The 25,895-nt window shown below is 44.0% G+C and carries 22 protein-coding genes, 2 tRNA genes, 2 rRNA genes and 1 pseudogene; 14 read left to right on the top strand and 13 right to left on the bottom strand.

Features of this window, described 5'->3' with window-relative positions; genetic code table 11:
- The 9 genes from BLV00_RS13235 to tsaD all read left to right on the top strand — a co-directional run.
- Window positions 1–93: ribosomal RNA gene (locus tag BLV00_RS13235) — 23S ribosomal RNA — on the top strand; the annotation flags it as partial.
- A gap of 121 nt (window positions 94–214) precedes the next feature.
- Window positions 215–328 (top strand): 5S ribosomal RNA (gene rrf / locus BLV00_RS13230).
- 50 nt (window positions 329–378) lie between these two features.
- A tRNA-Met gene (locus tag BLV00_RS13225) sits at window positions 379–455 on the top strand.
- Between the two features lie 106 nt (window positions 456–561).
- Window positions 562–638, top strand: a tRNA-Asp gene (locus BLV00_RS13220).
- A 206-nt stretch (window positions 639–844) separates the two neighbouring features.
- The gene (thiL, locus tag BLV00_RS13215; RefSeq protein ID WP_093045453.1) at window positions 845–1,828 is read left to right on the top strand and encodes a thiamine-phosphate kinase; all 984 of its coding nucleotides are present in this window, start codon (window positions 845–847) and stop codon (window positions 1,826–1,828) included.
- A gap of 5 nt (window positions 1,829–1,833) precedes the next feature.
- Window positions 1,834–2,289: a tRNA (adenosine(37)-N6)-threonylcarbamoyltransferase complex ATPase subunit type 1 TsaE gene (gene tsaE, locus BLV00_RS13210; RefSeq protein ID WP_093045452.1), complete on the top strand. Its 456-nt coding sequence runs from the start codon at window positions 1,834–1,836 to the stop codon at window positions 2,287–2,289.
- Window positions 2,286–2,972, top strand: coding sequence for a tRNA (adenosine(37)-N6)-threonylcarbamoyltransferase complex dimerization subunit type 1 TsaB (gene tsaB / locus BLV00_RS13205; RefSeq protein WP_093045451.1), 687 nt, complete (start codon window positions 2,286–2,288; stop codon window positions 2,970–2,972). Before tsaE ends, tsaB begins: the two co-directional genes overlap by 4 nt.
- Window position 2,973: 1 nt before the next feature.
- Window positions 2,974–3,432: a ribosomal protein S18-alanine N-acetyltransferase gene (gene rimI, locus BLV00_RS13200; protein WP_093045450.1), complete on the top strand. Its 459-nt coding sequence runs from the start codon at window positions 2,974–2,976 to the stop codon at window positions 3,430–3,432.
- Window positions 3,419–4,453: a tRNA (adenosine(37)-N6)-threonylcarbamoyltransferase complex transferase subunit TsaD gene (tsaD, locus tag BLV00_RS13195; protein ID WP_093045449.1), complete on the top strand. Its 1,035-nt coding sequence runs from the start codon at window positions 3,419–3,421 to the stop codon at window positions 4,451–4,453. The genes rimI and tsaD overlap by 14 nt, the downstream gene beginning before the upstream one ends.
- Window positions 4,454–4,885: 432 nt before the next feature.
- On the opposite strand, the gene BLV00_RS13190 is transcribed toward tsaD, so the two are convergent.
- The 9 genes from BLV00_RS13190 to abc-f all read right to left on the bottom strand — a co-directional run bounded on the left by BLV00_RS13190 (window position 4,886) and on the right by abc-f (window position 16,991).
- Complete coding sequence (locus BLV00_RS13190) at window positions 4,886–5,074, bottom strand: twin-arginine translocase TatA/TatE family subunit (RefSeq protein ID WP_093045448.1); 189 nt, start codon at window positions 5,072–5,074, stop codon at window positions 4,886–4,888.
- Window positions 5,075–5,091: 17 nt separating this feature from the next.
- Window positions 5,092–5,685 carry a molecular chaperone TorD family protein gene (locus BLV00_RS13185; RefSeq protein WP_093045447.1) on the bottom strand — a complete coding sequence of 198 codons (594 nt, stop codon included), beginning with the start codon at window positions 5,683–5,685 and terminating at the stop codon, window positions 5,092–5,094.
- Between the two features lie 14 nt (window positions 5,686–5,699).
- Window positions 5,700–8,801 carry a molybdopterin-dependent oxidoreductase gene (locus BLV00_RS13180; RefSeq protein WP_093045446.1) on the bottom strand — a complete coding sequence of 1,034 codons (3,102 nt, stop codon included), beginning with the start codon at window positions 8,799–8,801 and terminating at the stop codon, window positions 5,700–5,702.
- A gap of 2 nt (window positions 8,802–8,803) precedes the next feature.
- Entirely contained in the window at window positions 8,804–10,078 is a 1,275-nt protein-coding gene (gene nrfD, locus BLV00_RS13175; protein WP_093045445.1) for an NrfD/PsrC family molybdoenzyme membrane anchor subunit, read from the bottom strand.
- A 12-nt stretch (window positions 10,079–10,090) separates the two neighbouring features.
- The gene (locus BLV00_RS13170; RefSeq protein WP_281243038.1) at window positions 10,091–11,002 is read right to left on the bottom strand and encodes a 4Fe-4S dicluster domain-containing protein; all 912 of its coding nucleotides are present in this window, start codon (window positions 11,000–11,002) and stop codon (window positions 10,091–10,093) included.
- A 734-nt stretch (window positions 11,003–11,736) separates the two neighbouring features.
- On the bottom strand, window positions 11,737–12,810 hold the full coding sequence (locus BLV00_RS13165; RefSeq protein ID WP_093045444.1) for an NAD(P)H-dependent flavin oxidoreductase: 1,074 nt from the start codon (window positions 12,808–12,810) through the stop codon (window positions 11,737–11,739).
- 12 nt (window positions 12,811–12,822) lie between these two features.
- Window positions 12,823–14,217 carry a sensor histidine kinase gene (locus BLV00_RS13160; protein WP_093045443.1) on the bottom strand — a complete coding sequence of 465 codons (1,395 nt, stop codon included), beginning with the start codon at window positions 14,215–14,217 and terminating at the stop codon, window positions 12,823–12,825.
- Window positions 14,195–14,905: a response regulator transcription factor gene (locus BLV00_RS13155; RefSeq protein ID WP_093045442.1), complete on the bottom strand. Its 711-nt coding sequence runs from the start codon at window positions 14,903–14,905 to the stop codon at window positions 14,195–14,197. Before BLV00_RS13155 ends, BLV00_RS13160 begins: the two co-directional genes overlap by 23 nt.
- Window positions 14,906–15,059: 154 nt before the next feature.
- The gene (abc-f, locus tag BLV00_RS13150) at window positions 15,060–16,991 is read right to left on the bottom strand and encodes a ribosomal protection-like ABC-F family protein (protein ID WP_093045441.1); all 1,932 of its coding nucleotides are present in this window, start codon (window positions 16,989–16,991) and stop codon (window positions 15,060–15,062) included.
- Window positions 16,992–17,158: 167 nt separating this feature from the next.
- On the opposite strand from abc-f, the gene moaC reads away from it, so the two are divergent.
- The 3 genes and pseudogenes from moaC (at window position 17,159) to BLV00_RS13135 (ending at window position 20,133) form a co-directional block, all read left to right on the top strand.
- Window positions 17,159–17,653 carry a cyclic pyranopterin monophosphate synthase MoaC gene (moaC, locus tag BLV00_RS13145; RefSeq protein WP_093045440.1) on the top strand — a complete coding sequence of 165 codons (495 nt, stop codon included), beginning with the start codon at window positions 17,159–17,161 and terminating at the stop codon, window positions 17,651–17,653.
- Window positions 17,654–17,658: 5 nt separating this feature from the next.
- Window positions 17,659–18,048 (top strand): annotated as a pseudogene (locus BLV00_RS13140) (redox-sensing transcriptional repressor Rex); the annotation flags it as partial.
- Window positions 18,049–18,714: 666 nt separating this feature from the next.
- Complete coding sequence (locus BLV00_RS13135; RefSeq protein ID WP_093045438.1) at window positions 18,715–20,133, top strand: MDR family MFS transporter; 1,419 nt, start codon at window positions 18,715–18,717, stop codon at window positions 20,131–20,133.
- A 34-nt stretch (window positions 20,134–20,167) separates the two neighbouring features.
- Here the strand turns inward: BLV00_RS13135 and BLV00_RS13130 are convergent, their stop codons facing one another.
- The 3 genes from BLV00_RS13130 to BLV00_RS13120 are packed head-to-tail and all read right to left on the bottom strand — an operon-like array spanning window position 20,168 to window position 21,680.
- Window positions 20,168–20,704, bottom strand: a complete 537-nt coding sequence (locus BLV00_RS13130) for a GNAT family N-acetyltransferase (RefSeq protein ID WP_093045437.1) — start codon at window positions 20,702–20,704, stop codon at window positions 20,168–20,170.
- A 59-nt stretch (window positions 20,705–20,763) separates the two neighbouring features.
- Window positions 20,764–20,964 (bottom strand): YdiK family protein, encoded by a 201-nt coding sequence (locus tag BLV00_RS13125; protein ID WP_093045436.1) that lies wholly within the window; start codon window positions 20,962–20,964, stop codon window positions 20,764–20,766.
- Window positions 20,961–21,680 carry a CPBP family intramembrane glutamic endopeptidase gene (locus BLV00_RS13120; protein WP_093045435.1) on the bottom strand — a complete coding sequence of 240 codons (720 nt, stop codon included), beginning with the start codon at window positions 21,678–21,680 and terminating at the stop codon, window positions 20,961–20,963. Before BLV00_RS13120 ends, BLV00_RS13125 begins: the two co-directional genes overlap by 4 nt.
- Before the next feature lie 252 nt (window positions 21,681–21,932).
- Between BLV00_RS13120 and groES the strand changes: the two genes are divergently transcribed.
- A complete protein-coding gene (gene groES, locus BLV00_RS13115) occupies window positions 21,933–22,217 on the top strand; it encodes a co-chaperone GroES (RefSeq protein ID WP_028784560.1) in 285 nt (94 codons plus the stop codon).
- 57 nt (window positions 22,218–22,274) lie between these two features.
- The gene (groL, locus tag BLV00_RS13110; RefSeq protein WP_093045434.1) at window positions 22,275–23,912 is read left to right on the top strand and encodes a chaperonin GroEL; all 1,638 of its coding nucleotides are present in this window, start codon (window positions 22,275–22,277) and stop codon (window positions 23,910–23,912) included.
- 398 nt (window positions 23,913–24,310) lie between these two features.
- Here groL and BLV00_RS13105 read toward each other — a convergent pair whose 3' ends face one another.
- Window positions 24,311–25,780, bottom strand: a complete 1,470-nt coding sequence (locus BLV00_RS13105) for a NarK family nitrate/nitrite MFS transporter (RefSeq protein ID WP_093045433.1) — start codon at window positions 25,778–25,780, stop codon at window positions 24,311–24,313.
- Between the last annotated feature and the right edge of the window lie 115 nt (window positions 25,781–25,895).

Raw genomic sequence — 25,895 nt, 5'->3', positions numbered from 1 at the left:
GATCCCTCAGAGACGATGAGGTAGATAGGTCCGAGGTGGAAGCGTGGTGACACGTGGAGCTGACGGATACTAATCGATCGAGGACTTAACTAATATAATTCGTGAACGACGTTAGTCGTTGAATGTTGCTTATCTAGTTTTGAGGGTTTATAAAAAAACTCTTGCATTTTTAGCGGAAAGTTAATATAATTAATCTTGTCGCTAATATAAAAGGTCTAGTGGCGAAAGCGGAGAGGTCACACCTGTTCCCATGCCGAACACAGCAGTTAAGCTCTCCAGCGCCGATGGTAGTCGGGTTTATCCCCGTGAGAGTAGGACGCTGCTAGGCTGTCAATTTTATAATTATCGTAAGTGCTCAATAAACGGCATTTACACTATCGCGGGGTGGAGCAGTCTGGTAGCTCGTCGGGCTCATAACCCGAAGGTCGCAAGTTCAAATCTTGCCCCCGCAACCAATTAATTTTCACTTGCATCGTCGATCAATCAACATTGCCAGTGAAAGATAGTAGTACTGTAAAGTGCAACCAATTAATTTTTACTTACATAAACGTATGATAAAATGGTCCGGTAGTTCAGTTGGTTAGAATGCCTGCCTGTCACGCAGGAGGTCGCGGGTTCGAGTCCCGTCCGGACCGCCATTATAAATTCGATATAATAAGCCTTAGGTAAATCCTAAGGCTTTTGTTGTGTCTTCATTTAATAGTAATCCTTTTAAAGTCAATATATATAGTGAGGTATACTAACCGGGTACTTCCACATCAGTGAGTTATGCATTTTTTTAACTTTGGACAAGTTATTGATATAATGAACTTATCTTTTTACGAACGTAGGAGGCTCGCCATCTATGGATGAATTTTCTTTCATCGATTCCATCAAGCAGGATGTTTATTACCAGCCATCTGTATTGAAAGGCATTGGTGATGATGCAGCAGTGTTCCGAGCGAATAATCAAGACATTATCACAGCAGTAGACACCATGGTAGAAGGTGTGCATTTTTCGAGGGAGACCATGGACCCTTTACATGTAGGTTATCGTGCTCTCGCGGTCAATATCAGTGACTTAGCTGCTATGGGGGCCGTCCCTGCCTTTTTTATGGTATCCATCGTTATTCCAGATGATTGGTCTGCTGCTGAAATTGATGAGGTTTATTCGGGCATGAAACAGCTTGCTAAGGAATATCGGATGGATCTGATTGGTGGTGATACGGTGTCAGGAAAAGAGCTGGTCGTATCTGTTACGGTGTTTGGGCTGGTACCGCCTGATAAAAGCAGATATCGTAGTTCCGCCCAACCTGGAGATGTGTTATTTGTGACTGGCACATTGGGAGATGCACAAGCTGGATTGGAGTATTTATTAGGCAAGCATCATTTCTATGATGAAGCAGCTGCCTATTTTATTGGTCGTCACAGACAGCCGAATCCACGTGTGTCATTTGCTCTTCAACTGCAGGCACTGGAGCGTGTTGCCCTGAATGATGTCAGTGATGGCATCGCCAGTGAGGCAAATGAGATAGCTGCAGCTTCCCATGTCGATCTACATATCATTTACGAGGACTTGCCTAAAGTCGAATATTTGGGCAAGCTGGAAAAAGAGACTTGTAAACCATGGGTGTTATCAGGAGGAGAAGACTTTGAGCTGCTCGGATCTGTCCCGGAAAAAGATTGGGCGGCCGTTCAACAGGCTGCCGAAGCTTCTGCCACACGTGTAACGAAAATAGGTTGGGTATTGGAAACAAACGATACAGAACCATTTGTATATCTATATGAAGAAAACAAAAAGTCACTGCTGATGAAATCAGGCTACACACATTTACGACAGGATAGGTGATAAGGGTGAAATCTTTTAAAATCACGTCAACTTCCGAGGAACAGACAATGGAGCTGGCCAGGAAGCTTGGAGAGCGGTTACAGGCTGGTGATGTATTGACCTTGGAAGGGGATTTAGGTGCTGGTAAAACGACGTTCACAAAAGGGCTGGGGCAAGGGCTTGGTGTGAAACGGACGATCAACAGCCCGACGTTTACCATAGTAAAAGAATATGAGGGACGGATTCCCCTTTATCATATCGATGCTTATCGTTTGGAGGATAGCGAAGAGGATATTGGTTTTGAAGAATATTTTCAGGGAGATGGGGTCACGGTAGTGGAATGGGCGCAATTTATTCAGGAATACTTGCCTGAAAGAAGGCTGGATCTCACTATCACATATCTCGATGAGAGCGGTCGCTTCATTGAAGGAAAGACAGAAGACCCTAATTTGGAAAAGATATGCGAGGAGCTTTTTTTATGAACGTATTAGCCATAGATACATCTAATCAAATATTAGGGGTTTCTGTTATGAAAGACGGAGAAGTGGCAGGGGAATTGATTACGAATATTAAAAAGAACCATTCGGTCCGTTTAATGCCTGCTGTCGACCAATTAATGAAGGAGACAGCCATTGCTCCGTCAGATTTAAGCAAAATTATCGTAGCTAAAGGCCCAGGATCCTATACAGGTGTCCGAATCGGCCTTACGACAGCTAAATCAATGGGATGGGCATTGAATATCCCTGTAGTCGGTGTATCAAGCCTAGAGGTATTAGCTTATCAAGGAATGTTTTTCGATGGCTACATCTGTCCATTCTTCGATGCCAGAAGAGGTTTAGTGTACACAGGTCTGTATAATCAAGAGATGCAGTTGGTGAAAGCAGAAACGAATCTGCTGATGACGGATTGGCTGGAAGAGCTTAAAGCAAGTGATAAGCCTGTGCTATTTTTAAGCCCGGATATAGAGAGCCATCAGGAAGCCATAGAAGAGATGATGGAGGATAAGGCGGTAATACCTCCTAAGGCCTTGCATGTGCCTCATCCAAGTGCTCTGGCATTAGCAGGGCAGAACAAAGAGGCTGGGCCGCTGCACGCCCTGGTCCCTAACTATTTGAGACTGGTAGAAGCAGAAGCGAAATGGCTGGAACAACAGGGGAAGAAGTGAAATGGAGACCGTATCAATCAGGGAAATGACTGCGGACGATATCGACCAGGTATTACAGATAGAGGAAGCTTCCTTCGCTGTCCCCTGGAAACGGGAAGCATTCGCCGGAGAAATCGAGCAGAATGAATATGCGGAATACTATGTGATTGAAGATGGGAACGGGATATTCGGCTATTGCGGGTTATGGATGATCATTGATGAAGCGCATATAACCAACATTGCCATTTTACCGAGTCATCGTGGGAAAGGCTATGGTGCTTTATTGTTTGGTCGTGTCATTGAACAAGCTGTCAAAAGGGGAGCAATCATGCTCTCACTTGAAGTACGTGTTTCCAATACGGGAGCTCAGCATATGTACCGTAAATTCGGCTTGGTGCCTGGTGGAATCAGAAAGCATTATTACACGGATAACGGAGAGGACGCATTAGTGATGTGGGTGAATTTTCATGATCAAAGATAATTATATACTGGCAATTGAAACGAGTTGTGATGAAACAGCTGCAGCAATTGTGAGAAACGGCCGGGAATTGGTGGCGAACGTTGTCGCCTCTCAAATAGAAAGTCATAAACGCTTCGGTGGAGTTGTTCCTGAAATAGCTTCCCGCCACCATATTGAACAGATTACAATTACCCTGGAGGAAACATTGGCCCAGGCAGGAATGCAGTTGGATGACATGGATGCCATTGCTGTAACAGAGGGACCGGGACTTGTCGGTGCCTTGCTTGTCGGTGTGAATACCGCTAAATCGCTGGCATTCGCCAAGGATAAGCCGTTGATTGGTGTCCATCATATTGCTGGGCATATCTATGCCAACCGTTTAGAGAAGGAATTCGAATTTCCTTTATTGTCCTTAGTCGTTTCTGGGGGACATACGGAATTGATCTTGATGAAAGCTCATGGGTCCTTTGAAGTCATCGGGGAAACAAGAGATGACGCTGCTGGCGAGGCATATGATAAAGTGGCCAGAACGCTGAAGCTTCCTTATCCAGGGGGACCTCATATCGACCGTCTCGCTCAAGAGGGAGAGGAAACCATCGATTTTCCTCGCGCCTGGCTTGAAGACGGTTCCTATGATTTCAGTTTCAGTGGGCTGAAATCAGCAGTTATCAACAAGCTGCACAATGCCAAGCAAAAAGGTGAAACGTTGGAAGAAAAAAATGTAGCGGCAAGCTTCCAGGCAAGTGTTGTGGATGTGTTATCCACAAAAACTTACCAGGCTGCCAAGGAACACCAGGTGAAGCAAGTGATTGTGGCTGGTGGGGTAGCGGCCAACCAGGGACTTAGAAAAGCATTGAAAAGTAAATTTGACGGGGAAGATATCGAATTATTGATTCCTCCGTTAAGGCTGTGTACAGATAATGCTGCTATGATTGCTGCAGCCGGAGCAGTCGCTTATCAACAGGGCCATCGTGCTGGGTGGGATTTGAATGCTGACCCGTCGTTGAGCCTGGAACGTTATGCAAAAAGGTCACTCAAATAATTGCAAGGAGAACTTCCCTCCATGAGGGGAGTTTTTTTTTGCTCTTTAAGAAAGTTTAACTTTGTCAAAGGTTCAAAGTATAAGAAAATACTAAGGTTTTCGCCATAAGGTACCTAGCGACAAGCCCGATTTTTATAATAGATATTTTGAGGTGATTGTGTGTATAACTGCTTGTGGAAATCTGAAAAGTTATACACAGTTGCATAAATATACTGTGGATAGTCATTGTTTAGGTCTTGTATTAAAAGTGTTGATTATCGCTGTGGGATTTGTGGATAATTCTGCTTTGTTTTGTGGATAATGTGAGTAAACCTGTGCAAAAGTATTAAAATAGCTATTTATCTGTGAATAACTATGTGGATGATGTGAGCTCGTAATCTGGGTGAGATGTATAAAAGAAACGACTGCATTTTTGCAGTCGTTTCTTTCGTGCTATTGCTCTTTCTTTTGATTTGTATCTGCACTGTTGTCATCGTTCACTAGTTCATTGGTCGCCTTTTTGAATTCTTTTAACGTGCTGCCGAATGCTTTACCGATTTCAGGTAATTTAGATGGTCCAAAGATGATGAGTGCAATCACTAACACTAAAATTAAACCAGGAATGCCGATATTTGATAACATAAGTACCAACTCCTATATTATTTTTGTAAATCGTATAAATCTTTCATTGTTTCAAGATAGAAAGGGATGAAACTGGAGAAAAACGGGTCTTCGAGCTTTCTTTTGCTATGTTTAGCGATTTTCTTCAACCCTTGCTTCATATGGGATTGATACATATCTACCTGTGCTTGATACAATTCTTGAGCAAGTTCCATATATCCATCTTGATCCGCTTTTACCTCCTCTGCCGAGGCAGCTGAAAGAAAGGCGGTCAGGCTTCCGATATGGTCCGGAAATTCTCCTTTTTCAATCGGATAGTAAAAGCCCATATTCTCGAATGTGCCAATCAAACAAAGCAGGTCCTGCCGGGAACGATCCATGGCTTCCTCTGTCTTTTCGCTATAGCTTGAAACATAAGGGGGGATAAAGTAGACCCCTGGTATAGAAAAGTAGTTTTCATACCAGAGTTCCACGTCCTCCCGGTTATAATATTGGTGAAAAGGAAAGGACTCTTTTATATCGTCAGGAAACTGCTTCAAGATGGCCTCATATTTATCCCAGTCGCCGAACCAAATGTGGGTAAACAGCTGCGTCAACACTAATTGACCGTTACGTTCTTCGATCGTAAGCATGCCAATATCCTCCTTTAAGCTTTCTTAATATCTACAAACATATCTAATTGGCCTGGTGAACCTCCAATTTCATCATACATGACACCATGCTTCATGCTCTTATCTACATATGTCAATTTGTTGACGATAAATCCATCTCCACGTGACCCCGGGAATCCTGCCTCTTCATGCATCGGCTTGTTGAATTCAAAAGGGGTATAGTTGTAGCTCGGGAGCTCTTTAGTCTTTTCCGCATCAACGTACTGCCTGTTTATTCCATAACCCGTCTGTCCCATGTTATAGGCAGAGCCGACTACTCCTGGTGCGATGCCTGCGGTCACGGAAACTGTGCCTGTCAGTTTTATGCTGCCATTATCGATGGTAACGGAATCTCCGGTTTTCAAGCCCCGTTTCCTGGCATCCACCGGATTGATCCAAATATAGTTATCTGAGCGTACTTCTCTCAGCCATGCGCTGCTTACGTTACGGTAGGTTCCGAAGTTCCTTGATTTCCAGTTGATGAATTGCAATGGTTTCGTCTGTTCTAATGGCTTTTGATCGAAAGTTTTCAGCTCCTGATAATAAGGCATGCCTTCAAAGTGTTCGCCATTGAATGTGTTTTTATGGGCTGCCACTCCTTCATCGTAAAAGTCGGCCTGACCACCATACTGATATTTGATATGGTTGCCATTATACTCGCTGCCTGATTCTTCAAAACGCCCGCCACGATTCAATACATAAACCACTTTGGCCCATTCTTCCGGTTTGACGGCTTGTTTCCATTTCTCTGATTCAAAGTATTTTCCCAGCGCTTTTTTCCGTGCACTGGCAAAAATGTTCAATTCGCGCTGAGAAGCATTTGGGACTGGTGTTTCATCATAGGCGATGTTAGCAACTCGCTTGATATAAAAATCTTCTTCGCGGTGGAGGGAGCTGCCATCCGGAAATGCTTTGTCACCAAACCCTGGAAGATTCATGCGTTTTCCTAACTCAATCACACTATTTTCAAAGGAGCGGACATCAGGGAATACCCGGGTGACTGGCTGGTAAACGCCAGTGAATTTGGTAGTGATATTCGGATAGATGGATTCTCTGCCCCAGCGTTCCAAATAAGTAGTGTCTGGCAAAATGAAGTCTGCATACTTGGATGAATCTCCGATTTGGACATCAGAAGCAACATACAATGGAAGAACCTTCTGATCCTTCAATGCCTGTTCTTGTACCTGCCCATTCGGTGAAGAAAGGACAGGGGACATCCGGTGTGTAAATAATGCTTTGATCGGATATGGATAACCCTCTAATGCGCTCGGCAGCACTTCAGCTACTGTCTGGCCACTAAGCGGGAACCAGGGCCGTTTCGCAGGGTAGCCATCTTTCTCGAATAAGGTGGAGTTCTCATATTTTGATTGATAACGTCCGGTTGGAATTCCCCATGCTTTTTTTCCATTTGGCACTGTCATTAAATCATATCGGCCGGTGAATTCTTGATACGAAGCGCCGGTAGTGATGTTTCCACCTTTCCAGTCATAACTGCCGATCAAATGATTCAGCATCGCAATTGCCCGTTGATTATAGTAGCCGTTCACATGCATGGCCGGTCCTCTGTATGCCATGATGGCTGCACGTTTTCCGTAAGAAGTGAATGTCTTAGCTAGCTTGATGATTTGCTGTTTATCGATCGTAGTAATCTCGGCATATTCATCAAGCGTTTTTTCCATGACTCTGTCTTTATAAAGCTGGAAGCTTGATTTTAGATTTAAGCCTTTGATTTTAGTATCTACTTCCAACTGTCCATCGACTGCCTTATCATGGGGGACAGGCTTTCCATTTTCGATGACGACGAATTGATTTTCAGATCCAATTCCAAGATCGCTTGCCCGTAGTTTAGGGCGTTTCGGATCGCTTAGGTTTACAAGGTGTGTAGCGTCACTCCAAGTCGGTTCATCATCCATTTCTGCTGCCTTTTTATTAGGATTGGTCAAATAGGTTTCATCATATTGTTTGTTTTCGATGATCCAGCGGCCGATGCCTAGAGCCAGGGCGCCATCTGTACCTGGTTTGACCGGTAGCCACATGTCGGCTTTTTCAGCTGTTTTACTGAGTCGTGGATCGACGACGGCCATCTTCATGCCATTTTCAATGGCATTGGTTATCTTAGGTGCCAGCCAGGTTGGCCCCTTATTAGCTACCATCGGATTGGTACCCCATACTAAGAGGAACAAGGTATTTTCGACATCGGCGTATTGGCGCTTTTTCTTCTTTTCACTGGCAGAGTAGGAGCGGACATTTCCTGTAACAGAGCTGATCCCACAGACACCGCCGTGATGGTAATAGTTTTTACTGCCGAGGCTTTGCTGGATGAACCTTTCCATGAAGTCTCTCCGGTCGCCTACCATAAACGTCACTTGATTAGCTTTCGGTCCGAAATCAGGGTGGTTGGTATCGATCAAAACGTCGCGATATTTTTCATCAAATGCATCAAATTCCATTTTGTTTTGTTTTACTTTTTCCCAGTCGTTCATTACTTCTTCTTCAGGTACAAATGCAGACAGCTCTTTCAAACCTGGTGTTTGCAGGTCTTTGCTGCCGTTGATGATTTCTTCGTAAGCCTGGTCCCAGGTGATGGTTTTCCACTTACCGCTCCCCCGTGGTCCGACACGTTTCAAAGGCTTTTTAACGCGATACGTATCATAAGCAGTCTGGATTCCTGCTTGCCCTTTCAAGCAGGTACGGCCGCCACGGAATCCTCTGCCAAGCCGTTTAACATCGCCAGTGCCCCTCACCGCATCGTCGACAGAAGTCCCATATGCGATGGCTCCATACGGTACCATATTGATGGGGCTATATTGGTTACCTGCGATTTTTCTGATAATCGATGTATATGGACCATTCTTATTTCCACTGGTCACATAAGCTTTGATCGTACAAAAGCTGTTGCATTGTTCACAGGTCGTAAAAATGACATCTTCTGCACCATAATCCTGGTAGTCCGTGCCATAACCATGCCCTTCATCGCTCCAGACACCGCTGGCTACCTGCTTTACAGGGCCGATAAACGCAGGTCCGACAACGGCAACTGCTCCAAAGGCGCCTAATGCTTTTAAGAAACTTCTTCGTTTCATCGGTTTGTTTTCCATGTTCAGCCCTCCGTTTTCTCCGATGATTGAATTTCTTCAATCGGCAAGAGTTGTTCTCCAAATGTATAAATCAATAATCCCATTGCCGCAATTCCGACGCTGACCATCCATTCGTTAAAAGTCGGGAAGTAGTCACCGGCTGGTAACCCTTCAAACAATGGAACGATTTGAGCAGGTACGACAATGTTGAAGCGAACTCCTATGATACCGATTACGATCAAAATAGCCGCAGTCAACAATGCATTGACATTGGTGCCGGTCTTTTTATTGAAAACAAGGAAGATCGGTATCGCTGCCCCGAGGAACATTTGCACTCCCCAGAATGACCAGCTATAAGCGCTGCCCATCATGGTTCCGAGTCCTTCCAGGTGGTGGTGCTCCAATCCATAAACACCGACCAGGTATTCATAGAATTGAAGACCCAGGTCAATGAATAGAAAGCCCACCATCATTTTAGCGAGTGAAACAACCATGCCATGGTCGATTTTTTGTTTCGTAGCTTTTTTCTTAATGATATACATAGCAAGTAACAGGGCGGTTCCAGAAACCATCGCAGATACGACGAAAATGACAGGGAAGAGGCCTGTATTCCAGGATGGCCTTGCTTGCACGACAGCAAAAATGGTGCCGGTACCGCCGTGAACACCCAGGATTGCCAGTGGAATGCCGATAGTTCCAAGAATTTTCATCCATTTATGGTCGCGTTTTTTGGTACTTTCAGTGATGGTACTATTTTTGAAAGTGAGCCATTTTGCTACTTTTCCTTTCAACGATGCTGTCCCAGCCAATCGGACAAGATCTTCACGCATTGCGATATATAATTCTGTTGTCAATAAAGCGATATAGACCAGATAGAAATGAACCTCCCATGCTAACGGACTGGTAACATTCCAGTAGATGATGGCATTCAACATCCTCTCCGGTCGCCCCAAATCCATCAAAACGAAGGTTAAGGCGACAATCATACAAACAATCGCAGTAAAGAGAGCCATCCTTCCGATCCGTTCATATTCCATCATGCCGAACACATAAATCAAGGTAGATAGAAGGAAGGAACCAGCACTTAATCCGACAAAAAAGATATAAAATGCAATCCAGGCGCCCCAGGGCGTGATGGAAGATAAGTTGGTTACCGGAAGACCCTGGACAAGACGTTCAACGATGAAATACCCACCAGCGATTAATAATAGAAAAAGAAAACCTATCCATATTTTAAAACGCTTGCTTTGTTTTGCTTTAACTCTGGCACTTGGTGCAGCTACTGCAGTGGTTGCCATGTGTGCCACCTCCTATTTTAAATAAATGACGTTCGGACCGTTGCCTAAATCACTTTTTAAGCGGAAGGCCCGTGGACTTTTTGAAAGTTTAGATACGGTACTATTAGGGTCATTCAAATCTCCAAAGAACCTGGCATCTCCGACACATGTCTCTACACAAGCTGGTTCTTCCCCGCGTTCCAGGCGATGCAGACAGAAATTGCATTTTCTTACGGTGCCAATCGGTGTTTTGCCTGGCTTTCTTTCCCCGCGTTCAATTCCATATTCTGGACTTGTGACATCGTTATAGCCTGGCATTTCATCTTCATAGCTTTCACCGAAATCAAAGGATCTCGCTCCGTATGGGCAGGCAACAATACAATAGCGGCAGCCGATACAGCGGTCATTATCAATGGTTACAATCCCATTCTTGAGTTTATAGGTGGCCCGGGTTGGACACACCTGCACACAGGATGGTTTTTCACATTGCATACATGGCCTTGGAAGATTAACCTTAGCGACATTTGGAAAATCGCCGATTTCTTGTTCAAGGACAACATTGTAGGAAATTCCAGGCGGGGTACGGTTTTCTGCTTTGCAAGAAACGGTACAGGTATCACAGCCAACACATTTTCTTAAATCAATGACCATTCCCCATTTGACCCCATCCGTTTCTTGGGCTGGTTCATCTGCGCCAGATGCAAAATCCTGGCCGACTTCTTCGCCGAACTCTTTCAGTAGTTTCGAATGATATTTTTTATGGAAATCTTTGATATTCAGGTTTTCATTGATCACCTTTCTGGCATCATCTGCCATATTGAAGCTTAGTTTTGTATCAAAGGGAGATGCATCCATCTCTTTTTCAACATCAGGTAGTGCAGTATCGAGCAAGTTGTTCCAATCTTTTTCCGTCATGTTTTTACTGCCAAGCATGTTACTAAGCATTGATTTCACCTCTCATCCTTGTCGTTGGTTTAATTGTAGATAGAGAGGTGAATGATCAACTGTGACAAATATCACGAAAAAAATGGTCTTCATATCTTCTTTATAAGTTAGCCAAGAAGTAGTCATAATTAGGCACAAAAAAATGCCATGAGTTGTCGCTCATGGCATTTTTTATAAAGTGTTAAACGTTGTTGCTGATTTTTCATAAAAGGATTAACTATAAGGCTATATAGACGAAGACTCGATTTCAAGATGTTTGTCTGAAGAACGGTCCGGTGGTGAACGACTCCCTTTCCGCGGGCATGCGCTGAGCCTCCTCAGACTTCGTCTTCCGGGGTCTCACCTGTCATTTTCATCCCGCAGGAGTCTCGCCGTTCCCCACCGGACCTTGCCATAAAAGTTTCTTGAAATCGAGTTACGCCAACCATGTACAGGACGGTAAAAATAACGCACAAATAACCGTGGTAGCGCCTTTTACAGAATACACCCACTACAATCACAAAGATGGTTTCGTTACTCCATTCATGGTAATAGTCTTGGAAATGGCGAGACTCCTGCGGGAAAGGATAGACTGGAAAGACCCCGCAGAGCTTTAGCTCGAGGAGGCTTGCCGTTTTCCCCGCGGAAAGCGAGCTATTTCCAAGAACCCATTTTCTCCAAGCAAAAGTAACGAAACCAATACTCAACAAACGGGAACTTGATTGTAAAATCGGTACTGAGATTTAACAGAGCGTTTATAAAATGGAACGTTCATTTTGTATCTTTATGTCTTCGACCAGTTGTTTTACTAATTGTCCAGCGGATATTTCTTGACTGAGCGAGGCGCTTTGGCCTGCCCAGAGAGACATAAATTCTGGTCTGTCCAGGCTTCCGGCTGCTTTCCTTATCTCTTTAGTCAATGTATTCATCACGGGGTAGGCTGGAAGATTGTGTTCATATAGGCGTAAGTAACGAATAAATGCATTCTCGATGCCTCTTGCAGGTTTACCGCTGAAAGCACTGGTGATAACCGTATCATCCCCGTCACTATGTAGTATCGCTTTTTTATGTGGAGGTTTGGCACCACTTTCCTGTGCAGTTAAAAAAGCCGTTCCCATCTGTACCCCTTCAGCTCCAAGCACAGTCGCGGCAAGTATGCCTCGTGCATCCATGATGCCACCGGCGGCAATGACAGGGAGAGACACGGTATCCACTACTCGCGGAACTAATGACATTGTGCCTACGGAGGATTGTTCAAAAGAAGTGTCAAATGTCCCTCGATGTCCGCCTGCTTCACTTCCCTGGGCAACTACCATATCCATCCCTGCCTGTTCATTGAGACGTGCTTCCTTCACCGTTGTTGCAGTACCGATCAAGCGGATGTCATGGGATTTCAAGCGATGAATAATTGTTTTAGAAGGTATCCCGAAAGTAAAACTGCAAACCGGTACCTCTTCTGCAATGATGACATCGATTTGTTTTTGGAAAGTTGCAGATGAGTGGCTAGCCGATTTCGACGGCGCAACTTGCAATTCCCGGTGGAAGGGTTGTAATAACTCATTCGCAGCATCGATTTCAGATTCCGGGACACGGACATCCTCCGGTACAAAAACATTTACACCGAACGGCTTTGCTGTCAGCTGTTTTGTGGAGCGTATCGCTTGCTTCAGATCTTCTTCACTCATGTATCCGGCACCAATCGTGCCCAATCCCCCTGCATTGGAAACAGCAGCGACCAACTCCGGAGTAGTGACGCCTCCTGCCATTCCTGCTTGAATGATTGGATAATCGATAGTTAATAGAGATGTCACGTTATTTTCTTCCCACATAATATCCTCCTCCTAGGTAGTAGATGTACCCTTGTCTTTAGGGAGTTGTACGATTATTCTGGTGCCTTTTCCTGCTGTGCTTTGTACGTTGATTTGCCCCTGATGCGCCTGAACGAGTGCTTTTACGATTGCCAGGCCGATGCCTGCGCCTCCCGTCTTACGGGCGCGTGATTTCTCCGCACGGTAGAACCGGTCGAATATATAGGGGAGGTCTTCGGGCTCTATCCCGATACCATCATCTTCTACTGTAATGAAAACATTATCTTCCGTTTCATTTGCTTTTATAGAAATAGTCCCGTTTTCTGGTGTATACCTTACAGCATTGGATACAAGGTTCAACATGATTTGCCAGAACCTGTCTTTATCGCCATCGAAATAGATCGGCTTTTCCGGAAGCTGCAAATCGAGATGGAGATGCTTTTGTTTCGCATCTACGTAAAAATGGTCATTAATATATCCTAGTGTTTGATTAGCATTCACCTTTGCATAGTTCAAGGTAATATCGGGATTTTCCGCTTCCAGCAGTTTTTCCAAGTCATTGACCATCCTGACTAAACGCATCAATTCATTATGGGTGTTTGCCAGTCGCTCCTGCGTCGGCTGCCAGATGCCGTCCTGGAAGGCTTCGATTTGTGTTTTTAAAATGGTGATGGGAGTACGAAGTTCATGGGCAATGTCTGCTGTGAATTGTTTTCTTATTATTTGTTGATTATTTAGCCGGTCAGCCAGTTCATTATAAGCATCGGCTACTTGCTGGATTTCTTCGGTCAGTTTTCCTCTCGTGACACGGACGGTCATATCATTGTTGCTTAATGCCTGGACGGCATCCTTGACCCGTCGCAAACCTGCAGTCAGTTGATTGCTAAACAAAAAGCTCAGCCCGAAGGAAAGACCGAATATCCCAAGTGCCGAAACAGCAATATATTTATTAATCCTTGTTTTAAATTGGAATTCACCTTTTTCATAGCCGCGGTGATAATTGACTTCGATGGTACCTATCTTTTCACCAGCATACGTCAATTTCTTTGTTTCCTGGGTATAATCCATATCTTGATAATTTTGAATGTCATTTTGTTCATCTTTTAGTTTAGCAATTTCGCGTACAAGATCAGTAGAGTCGAGGACAAGTTCGCCATTACTGTCATAGATCCGATAGAATAAGCTTTCGGTCATAGCCTGGTAGGGGAGCATCGAATCGACACTGTCACCGGTAATTTTCCCGTGTTTGGCATATTCTTTTTCCAGGAAAGTGGTCACCCTGTCTACTTCTGTTGCCCGTTTGTCATCCAGGTAATCACTGAAGCAGTCCTCAAAAGCATATTTGAAGGCTCCACTGATAAAAACAACACCGATTAAAGAAATAGCGATAAATGCAATTAAGGTTCTAGCGCGCAGGGTTCGTAACATCTGCTTTCCCTCCAAATCGATATCCGGTACCAAAAACCGTTTGAATATATGTCGGGTGTTTTGTATCTTCTTCGATTTTTTTACGGATGTTTTTGATATGGACATCTATATTTCGTTCATAGCCTTCAAAGTAGCCGGCATCCTGGATCACTTTCAATAGTTCTGCACGCGTGAAGGCGTAGCTGGGCCTGTTGGCCATTTGTGTAATCAATTGAAATTCAATCGGTGTCAAAGTCACCGGTACATCATGAATATAAACAAGTTTTTGCGCCGGGCAGATGGTCAATTTCCCGTTATTGAAAGATAAAGAATCCTCAACTAAATGGGATCCCGTTCTTTTTAGAATGGCCTTCATACGAACGATGACTTCCCTCGGGCTAAAAGGTTTGACGATATAGTCGTCCGCTCCGATTTCGATGCCGTTTATACGGTCGTTTTCCTGACCTTTAGCAGTAACCATCATTATCGGCACGTCTGACGTTTCACGAATCTTTTCGCAGACAAGTTCACCGTTGAGGTCCGGCAGCATTAAATCTAATACAATAAAATGAGGATGGATATGGTGAAACTGCTCCAGGGCTTCCTGGCCATTTTCAGCTGTATAAACATCATAGCCTTCTTTCTGCATATAGGCTTCCAAGACTTCCAGAATCATAGGCTCATCATCGACAATAAGCACCTTGATCATTACCAACACTCCTGTTCTATTACATACATCTAGCTTACCATAGGAGGTATTAGTAAGAGAAAACTATTTTTTTTAAAATTAATAGGAAAAAAGGAAGAAGCAATAAAAAAATAGCCTTACTGATTTTAATCATCAGCAAAGCTATCACAAGTATTCATTCCGTATGAAGTTCTTCCCATTCTTCCATCAATTGTTCCAGCTGATGGTTCAATTGTTCATTGGCTGACGTCAATTCTAATGATTTTTCATGGTCCTGATAGATATCAGGATCGCATAGAAGTTCCTCGTTACTTTCAATATTAGCTTCAATCTCCGCAATTTCAGTTTCGATTTCTTCAATGCGCCGCTGCCGTTTCCGTGCTTCACGCTTTTCAGCCTTGTCTTGATGGAAAGTTGTTTTATTGTCTGGAACGGTCTGTGTTTCTTGCTGACGATCCTGGCTTTCCAGCTGTTCCAGTTCATATTCTTCTTGCTTTTTGCCTTTATAATAATCATAGTCTCCCAGGAACATCCGGGAATTTTCAGGTGTCATCTCAAAGATCTGGGTAGCGATCTTATTAATGAAATAACGATCGTGGGAAACGAACAGGATCGTGCCTGGAAAGTCGACAAGCGCTGCTTCCAATACTTCTTTACTGTCTAAGTCGAGATGGTTGGTCGGCTCGTCTAAAATCAGCAGATTCGCTTCCTGCATCATCAGTTTAGCTAAAGCAAGACGGGCTTTTTGACCGCCGCTTAAGGAAGAGACAGGCTTCAATACATCTTCACCAGTAAATAGAAAGTTTCCGAGAATCGTCCGGATATCCTTTTCATTTTTCATCGGATATTCATCCCAGAGTTCGTTCAGGACGGTTTTAGTAGAATTCAGTTTAGTCTGTTCCTGATCATAATACCCAACTTGTACATTCGTGCCGATCTGTATTGTCCCTTGATGGGCGCTCAAGTCGCCTATAATCGTTTTAAGGAGCGTCGTTTTGCCGACCCCGTTCGGCCCGACAAGCGCAATACTGTCACCGCGATTAACATCCAAATGGACTTGTTCAAATACATTGTCGCTGCTTTCCTGATAACGAAAAGCAAGGTCGCGGATACGGAGCACATCATTCCCGCTTTGTCTTGAAACGCGGAAGGAGAACTTGGCCGAGTGATTATCGTCTTTCGGTTTATCGACGCGCTCCATCTTCTCCAATTGCTTCCTTCTGCTTTGCGCCCGCTTACTGGTCGTAGCCCGTACAATATTCTTTTGAATAAAATCTTCCATTCGTTTGATTTCTGCCTGCTGTTTTTCATAGTGCTTCATTTCCAGCTCGAAATCCGCTTCTTTCTTTTTCAAATAATCACTATAGTTGCCATGATATTTTTTCGACGATTGAAAGGCGATTTCGTAAACAGTCGTCACGATTTTATCCAGGAAGTAGCGGTCGTGCGAGACAATCACAACGGCACCCTGGTAACCCTGGAGGTAGGTTTCCAGCCAGCTCAGCGTATCGATGTCGAGATGGTTGGTCGGCTCGTCTAATATAAGGACATCCGGTTTCGACAACAGCAGTTTACCGAGCGCTAACCGGGTTTTTTGGCCACCGCTCAATGTATTGATCGGTGTCGTAAGATCGAAGTCATGAAAATTCAGGCCATTCAAAACGGCTTTGATATCCGCTTCGTAATGATACCCGCCTTCCATCTTGAATGTCTCCTGCTTGCTGTCATATTCCTTCAGCAACTGCTTGTATTCCTTATCATCAGCAATCAAGTCTGGATCAGCCATCCGGCTTTCCATAGAACGAAGCTCCTGCTCAAGCTTCTTCAGATGGCTGAAGACCTTCTCCATTTCATCCCAGATGGTTTGATCGGATTCTAAACCTGTGTTCTGGGCAAGATAGCCGATCGAGACATCTTTCGGCTGAAACACTTCGCCCCCATCATGGTTCAGCTCGCCTGCCATGATTTTTAATAGGGTGGATTTACCAGCGCCGTTTCGCCCGACAATTGCGATCCGGTCATTCGTTTGTACTTCTATTTTAATATTCGATAGAATGAGTTCAGCACCAAATCGTTTTTCAATTTGATTCATTTGCATCAGAATCATGTTTGTTCACCTCAATGAATCAAGTGTATCTTACATCAAAGTGAGCAGGCAAGAAGCATGATGGATGATTGTGAAAAACTTAACGACTATCTTTTGCATTTTTGGTAAAATACAAGTAATGTAAAGTACACACAAAGGTATGATTCTGCTTCAAAGGAGGCTTTACTTTGTCAGAGTTCACTCACTTCAATGAACAGGGGAGGGCACGGATGGTCGATATTTCTGAAAAGGGTGTCACCGTCAGGACGGCAACAGCTGTTACCAGTGTCCAGGTCAACCATGAAATATATCGAAAAATAACGAATCAGGAAATGGCTAAAGGGGATGTACTGTCTGTCGCGCAGGTTGCCGGCATCATGGCAGCTAAAAAAACTCCCGACTGGATTCCCATGTGTCATCCTTTGCAGTTAAAAGGAGTAGATATCAACTTTGAATGGAAGCAAGAAGGGGAAGATGACTTTCATTTGATGATTGATGCTTCTGTAAAAACAAAAGGGAGCACCGGCGTTGAAATGGAAGCGCTAACGGCCGCCCAAGCGACGGCACTGACGGTTTACGACATGTGTAAAGCCGTCGATAAAGGCATGGTCATCGGTCCTGCGTATTTAATGGAGAAAACAGGCGGGAAAAGCGGGGACTTCCAGAGAGAAAGCAAGGAGTGAATGAAATGGATATCGAGCAACATAAAATACCACAAGCAACAGCAAAGCGGCTGCCATTATATTACCGGTTCATCAACAACCTGCATAGCCAGGGGAAACAACGGGTTTCCTCCAAGGAGCTCAGTGAAGCGGTCAAGGTTGATTCTGCAACCATCCGACGTGATTTCTCTTATTTCGGAGCACTTGGCAAAAAGGGCTATGGCTACAATGTAGAATACTTGCTTTCCTTTTTCCGAAAGACCCTAGACCAGGATGAAATTACGAAAGTGGCATTAATCGGGGTCGGTAATCTTGGCACAGCCTTCTTACATTATAATTTTATGAAAAATAATAATACCAAAATCGAGTATGCTTTCGATACTAACGCTGATAAAATTGGCACAGAAATCGGCGGGGAAACGATTCGCTTTCCTGTGGGGGAGCTGGCAAGCCTCCTCAGACTTCGTCTTCCGGGGTCTTGCCTAGATCCTTCTCCCACGGGAGTCTCACCGTTTCCCCGCCACCCTTTCCGTTTTTATGAGAAGGAACCCTACGTTGTAAGAACATAACTTCTACAAAGCACGCATGACAAAGCCCAATGATACAGGAAACAAGCCCTCTTTGCAGCTGTTACTATGTGTGAAGATATTTCTGCTTACCGATGTTTTCGTTACACTTATAAACGCAAGGAGGTCCGGGTAATTGCGAGACTCCTCGAAAATGCTACGCATTTTCTTCGTGCGGTGTTTATTCAAGATGCTTATTCAAAGTCCTATGGGAGAATAGTACATGGTGAGATCCCGCAGGGCTTTAGCCCGAGGTAGCTTACCGTACACCCATGGAAAGCGAGTGATTTCCCGGACCTCCAAACGCTCACCACCGTAACGGAAACAGTTTCCCTCGAAACTGAGCCTTCAAGTAAAAGGAGCTTAACTGTAAGATCACTACTGAGATTTACCAGAGCATTTTGTTTAAGCAATGAGCAAAACGTGTATAGCTTTGTGGGAAGAATTCGTGCATGGACTTATGCTATAGTAGATAATAGTTCGGGTTTCGAAATAGATTGGCAGGAGGGAAGCAGTATGGGTAAATTACCTTCCAAATGGCTGGTGGTCGTTTCTGTACTCTTTGGAACATTCACCGTTATACTGAATAATAGCATGCTGAATCCGACGCTTCCCCGTTTTATGGAAATCTTTGATGCAAATGCCGTAGATGTCGGCTGGATGCTGACGATTTTCATGGTATCCATGGGGATGACAATGCCGCTGACCGGCTATTTTGGGGACCGGTTCGGTAAAAAGAAAGTGTATTTGACAGGGTTGAGCATCTTTATCATTGGTTCCATTTCAGGGTCCTTATCCCCCTCTTTAGGGATGATCATTCTTTCACGTGCTATTCAGGGAATGGCAGGGGGCTTGATGATGCCTATCGCCATGGCACTAATTTTTAATGCTTTTCCCCGAAATGAACGGGGACTTGCGGTAGGGATCTATGGAATTTCGGTGATGGTTGCCCCGGCAATCGGCCCGACAATCGGGGGAGTCATCATACAATATTTTGCATGGCCCTGGTTGTTCTTGTTCAATATCCCGTTTGGATTGCTCGGAATCATTTTATCCAGCAAGTATCTGAAGCCGACCAAGACAAAACCGGACTTAAAATTCGATGCGGGAGGATTTGTCATCGTCACAGCGGGAATCGGCGCTATCCTTTATGCCCTTGGCAGGGGCAGGACGCTGGAATTATTAATGTCTCCGTTGAATATGGTGCTGATTGTCGGTGGTATCCTGGCGCTTATAGCATTCGTTTTCTATGAAAATCGTCAGGAGCAGCCATTATTGAACCTGTCCGTTTTCAAGGTGCCAACCTATTCGATATCGATTCTGGTAACATCAGCGGCTTCCATTGGGCTGTTTTCTGGTATTTTCCTATTGCCATTATTAATCCAGAATGTCTATAGCTTAGGGGAAATCAAAACAGGGCTGTTATTCCTGCCGGCAGCGGCAGCCAGTGGTTTGTTCATGTCGCTTGGAGGAAGGCTGCTGGATAAAAAAGGACCCAAATTTGTTGTGCCGCCCGGGTTGGCAATCATGGCAGCAGCAACGCTCGGGTTGAGTTTTTTAAGTCTGGATACACCTTTTTGGTGGATTTTGTTACTGAACACGATTAGAGGAATGGGCATGGGGATGGGAAATATGCCTGCAACAACGTCGGGGATGAATGCTATTCCTGAACACCTTGTCGCGCAGGGATCCGCGATGAATAATATTCTTAGACAGATTTCTTCATCCTTAGGTATTGTATTCTTCTCTATTTATTATGAAGTGAGACGTGCGGCTATCGAAGCTTCTACCAGCCTTGATACACAAGCTGCCACTTTACAGACATTGAATGAAGCTTTTCTGGTATCAGCGATTATACTGATTATTGCGGTTCCGTTCTCCTTCATCTTAAAAGGAGTAGAGAGCGATAAAAATGAAAAACAAGCAAACAACTGACGCTGCTACTCAGCGAGAAGCTGAGTGCAGCGTCTTATTTTGTCCATTCATGATTTAAAAGTCCGTAAAGGTGCATGTCATAGGTCTGACCGTCCCGGAGGATGAACTCCCGGTGGGTGCCTTCTTTTTTGAAACCAAGCTTCTCATACATTTGAATCGCCGGGATATTATAGGAAAACACCGTCAGCTGAAGTCGGTGCAGGCTGCATTCATAAAAAGCGAAATCGATCAGTAGCTGCATGGCTTCTGTACCATAACCTTTCCCCTGGTATTCATCTTCTCCGATGGCAATGCTGACCCAGCCATTCCGGTGGATCCATAAAATACTTTCCAGTTCTACATATCCAATGAACGCATCTGTTTCATCACGAATCGCGAACGTATATTGGTTGTTGGATTCATTTGATTCATCCAGCCATGATTCTAAATGTTCCACCGTTCGCGGAGCGGCAGGAAGGGCGTCGAACCGTCTAGAGAAGTCAGAGTTATCATACCAGGAAGCTATGGCTGCCAGATCGGATTTTGCCACTTGGGTTAAACGTACCCGTTCTCCCTGTAATAATGTTTTCATGATTATGTATCCCCCTTTTAAACAGAAAGAGGCCTGGTGTGACAGGCCTCTTTGACTGATCATTTCTTATTTGTATTTTTCAGCCTGAAATGAAGATTGAATAATCGTATTGAAACGGCAAAATCAAACGTGGCAAGGATGGCCAGGAATATTGTGATGAAATTCCATATCGTATCTTCGACAGTTTGAGCCGCTATATAGGTGAAGACAATCCCCATAATAAAATAAAGGAAGGCCATGAATAGCGGTGATGTTTTCATAAAAAGAAGCCTCCCAAAATGGTTTGTAGCTGATCGAATTGCTCTTGCATCCGCTTGAAATCTTCTTCCGATAAACTGTATTGCCCAAGTACGACCACGGTGTTCATGGCCATGTGGGCGATGATCGGAGTGATGATGCTTTTAGTTTTGACATACAAGTAGGCGAACACGATACCCATTGCTGTATATACCACCATATGCGTGAAATCGAAATGGGATGCGGCGAATGCCAGCGCTGACACAAGAACAGCGACAATGAAATTCGTCCGTTTATAAATCGTACCGAAAATAATCTTTCGGAAAATGACTTCTTCTAATATCGGAGCGAACAGAACCATGACAATGATGAATACCGGTGATACCCGGGCAAACTCCATCAAGTCCTGGGTGTTTTCCGATCCTGGCTTGATGCCGAGGAGAAAGGTTTCAATCAGTATCGCAATCATTTGGGCGAAGTAAGCAAGAAAAACACCAAGAAAAGACCATAAGGCGATATTTCCTGCACTTGACCGTTCACGCTGCTCCGAAGCTTGTTTCATATCCGGCTTCAGCATGAATACAATGATGAGAGTGGCGACGAAAAAGCTGAACACGGCCCAGCTGGTAATCGCAATTTCCTTCTCCATGCCGACCATCATCAATAAGGGAACGCCGATAACAGAGGACAACTGTGCTGCAATATATATAGCAATGATATACCAATATCTCGATGGCAAGGTCGAACGACTCCTTTGCATACATTTTACATTTTCAATCACTCTCCGTATTTTAACATAGTTTGAAAATACAGCGTAACGATTAGGATTTACCCGACATTTTTCACCAATCTTTTCAGAAAAAAATTTATCCATCTCTCTTGCAAAATAAAATCGTATTGATTATTATAATAATTGTGTTAGCACTCATTAATGTCGAGTGCTAATAAACCATAATTCAAGAATAGAATCACATTGAGGAGGGTGTCCGAATTGTTAAAGCCACTTGGTGATCGTATTGTGATTGAAATTGTAAAACAGGAAGAAAAAACTGCAAGCGGAATCGTACTTCCAGACTCTGCGAAGGAAAAGCCGCAAGAAGGTAAAGTTGTCGCAGTAGGTACTGGACGAGTTACGGATAATGGTGAAAAGGTAGCACTTGAAGTAGCTCAAGGCGACCATGTCATCTACTCTAAATTTGCAGGTACAGAAGTGAAATATGAAGGCAAAGAATACTTAGTGATCCGCGAAAGCGACGTATTGGCTGTCATTCAGTAATTCCTTAGTTTCAAATAAAATACGTACAGTTACGAGTTTGATAAGGAGGGCATTTTCATGGCTAAAGAGATTAAATTTAATGAAGAAGCACGCCGCGCGATGCTTCGTGGTGTAGATTCACTTGCTAACGCTGTCAAAGTGACACTTGGACCAAAAGGACGTAACGTCGTTCTTGAGAAAAAATTTGGTTCTCCGTTGATTACCAACGACGGTGTAACCATCGCGAAAGAAATCGAGCTGGAAGATCATTTCGAAAACATGGGTGCGCAGCTCGTTTCCGAAGTTGCTTCTAAAACAAATGATGTAGCTGGTGACGGTACAACTACTGCAACAGTCCTGGCACAAGCAATGATCCGCGAAGGATTGAAAAACGTAGCATCCGGTGCTAACCCGGTTGGTGTACGCCGCGGTATCGAAAAAGCGGTTAACGTTGCTACAGAAGAACTTCGCAGCATCTCCAAGCCGATTGAAGGCAGAGAATCTATCGCACAAGTTGCTTCCATCTCTGCGGGTGACAACGAAGTAGGTCACTTGATCGCAGAAGCCATGGAGCGAGTAGGTAATGATGGTGTCATCACGATCGAAGAATCCAAAGGGTTCAATACAGAACTTGAAGTAGTAGAAGGTATGCAGTTCGACCGTGGATACGCTTCTCCGTACATGGTTTCTGACCAGGATAAAATGGAAGCTGTTCTCGAAGATCCATACATTTTGATTACGGATAAGAAAATCGGAAACATCCAGGAAGTATTACCTGTACTTGAGCAAGTCGTACAACAAGGCAAGCCGCTTCTAATGATCGCGGAAGACGTTGAAGGTGAAGCTCTTGCAACACTAGTTGTAAACAAACTTCGCGGTACATTCAACGCAGTAGCTGTCAAAGCTCCAGGATTCGGCGACCGTCGTAAAGCTATGCTTGAAGACATCGCTACATTGACTGGTGCTGAAGTAGTAACAGAAGACCTTGGTCTTGAGCTTAAGAACACAGGAATTGAGCAATTGGGCCGTGCTTCTAAAGTGGTCGTTACCAAAGAAAACACAACAATCGTCGAAGGTGCAGGAAACGCTGAGCAAATCGCTTCCCGCGTGACTCAAATCCGTGCACAAGCAGAAGAATCAACTTCTGAATTCGATAAAGAAAAATTACAAGAGCGCCTTGCTAAACTTTCTGGCGGCGTAGCTGTCATTAAAGTCGGTGCTGCTACGGAGACAGAATTGAAAGAGCGTAAGCTTCGTATCGAAGACGCATTGAACTCTACGCGTGCTGCAGTCCAGGAAGGTATTGTAGCCGGTGGTGGTACAGCCTTTGCGAACATTTACGATAAAGTAGCGAGCCTCGATTTATCAGGCGACGAAGCTACAGGTGCAAAAATTGTCGTACGTGCTCTTGAAGAACCAGTACGTCAAATCGCACACAACGCAGGCCTTGAAGGCTCTATCATCGTGGAGCGTCTGAAAGGTGAAAAAGTCGGTATTGGATACAATGCTGCAACTGGCGAGTGGGTCAACATGGTTGAAGCAGGTATCGTAGACCCAACAAAAGTTACACGTTCCGCACTACAAAACGCAGCTTCCGTAGCAGCTATGTTCTTGACTACAGAAGCAGTCGTTGCTGATCTTCCAGAAGAAGACAACGGCGCAGGCGGCGGCATGCCAGACATGGGTGGCATGGGCGGAATGGGCGGCATGATGTGATGGCGCCCAAAACCCTTTCAACATAAGGTTTGAAAACAATTTGACTGGATTTTGACTGGGTTTTAAAATCGTTTACTAAATCTAAAGGCCTCTCAAGAGTTTGCAAACTTTTGAGAGGCTTTTCTTTTAAAAGGTGACCGGTCATCTCCCTTTGGAAGATAATTAAAATAAGCTAGAAGTGAAACAAAATAATCTATTAGGATTGGGGGAGACAGTGTTAGAAGGCTTTTTTACTAACTACTAGTTCTTCTCTTGTATATAGCAATTAACTTATGAATATTTGACAGTATGTTAATCAACGATATTTTATAAATATAAAATCAATAATTATATAGCCACTTATCTTTATACAGGTAAAATGATTAATTCTTTACAGAAACTGAACCAAGTTCGACCAATCAATTATATGCGACTTCCTCTTTTGATTTACCTGATTTCTCAACTTTAATATTCTCTTTCCTCGATTCTCTGGAAGCACATGGCTCCTCTAAAAACCAGCAAGCGAGAAAACAGAAAAAAGCCGAGCCTGCGATGAACATGAAAAAGAGGGAGGGGTTTAAAAACCCGAGAACTGCAAGAAATAAGACTGCCCCGACATTTCCATAAGCCCCAACCATTCCTGCTACCTGACCAGTTACTCTTTTCTTTACGAGCGGGACCATTGAAAATACGGCTCCTTCCCCTGCTTGTACAAAAAAGGAGCAGGTCATTGTTAATGCAATAGATGCAAATATTGGCCAGCTCGTCTCGATTTGAGACATGCCGACATAGGCTCCAGATACACAAACTAAAAGGATTAAGAGAGTTTTCTTGCGGCCGAATTTATCACTCAGCCATCCTCCCCCAGGACGTGCGACGAGATTCATGAAAGCGAAGGAACTCGCCACCATTCCTGCTTGGGCAGTACTGATACTGAAGGTCTCTTCGAAAAACATGGGGAGCATGGAAATTACAGCTAATTCAGACCCAAAGGTAATGGCATAAGCAAAATCTAATATCACTACTTGTTTAAATGAATATTGCTCTTCTTTTGGTACACCAGCTTTTAAATGTTTGCGGTTAACGCTCCAGATTTTGTAGACGTTATACAAATAAGTAAGCGCAAGAATGATGTATGTGATTCCGGCTGCTGCTGTTGGAATAAGAGATGTAAGACTTAACTGCCAAGTGATCAACGCAAGAGCAGCATACAAAGGAATCGACATAAGGATGAGGCCGAACATGCTTTTATAACTTGTGACTTCCATGGCACCATTCCGATTTGGACGTTGATATTGTTTCCCAGGAGGTGTATTTTCTACAGATCTATAATAAAAAAAGGCATAGACAATACATAAGACACCGGTTAAAGCTATGGCGTAGCGCCATCCGTTCTCACCGCCAATCAAAAGTGCGATTGATGGAAGTGTGAATGCAGCTGCGGCCGAACCAAAATTTCCCCACCCCCCGTACACCCCTTCTGCAAGTCCTAGCTGGCGAGGAGGAAACCACTCCGATACCATCCGGATTCCAATTACAAAACCTGCTCCAACAACAGAAAGAAAGGCACGAGCAATAAATAGCTGCCAGAATGAATCTGCTAAAGCGAACCAAAAACAAGGAATGCTGATGATTAATAGTAATATGGTGTAGACATTTTTTGGTCCAAACCGATCAACCAGCATACCGATAACAATCCTTGCCGGAATGGTGAGGGCCACATTGATCGAAAGTAATATACCGATTTCTTCTGTTGTCAGCCGAAGAGAATCACGGATTGTTGAAACGAATGGTGCCATGTTAAACCATACAAAGAAACTTAAAAAGAATGCGAACGTCGTCATAAACAAAATCTTCATATTACCTTTGTAAATCTTTTCTTCTCCCATAACCAAGCCTCCAAATATAGTAATAGCTTGATTATTTCAAATATTTAAATTTTGTCACGTGTTATGTAAGGTTTTATAACACTAACATTGTTTTGTACTTGAATTTTCTAAAAAA

Origin of the sequence: Thalassobacillus cyri, assembly GCF_900107755.1 — a bacterium.
GTDB lineage: Bacteria > Bacillota > Bacilli > Bacillales > Halobacillaceae > Thalassobacillus > Thalassobacillus cyri.
The sequence above is the reverse complement of the archived record's forward strand: the minus strand, read 5'-3'. Positions and strand labels throughout refer to the sequence as shown.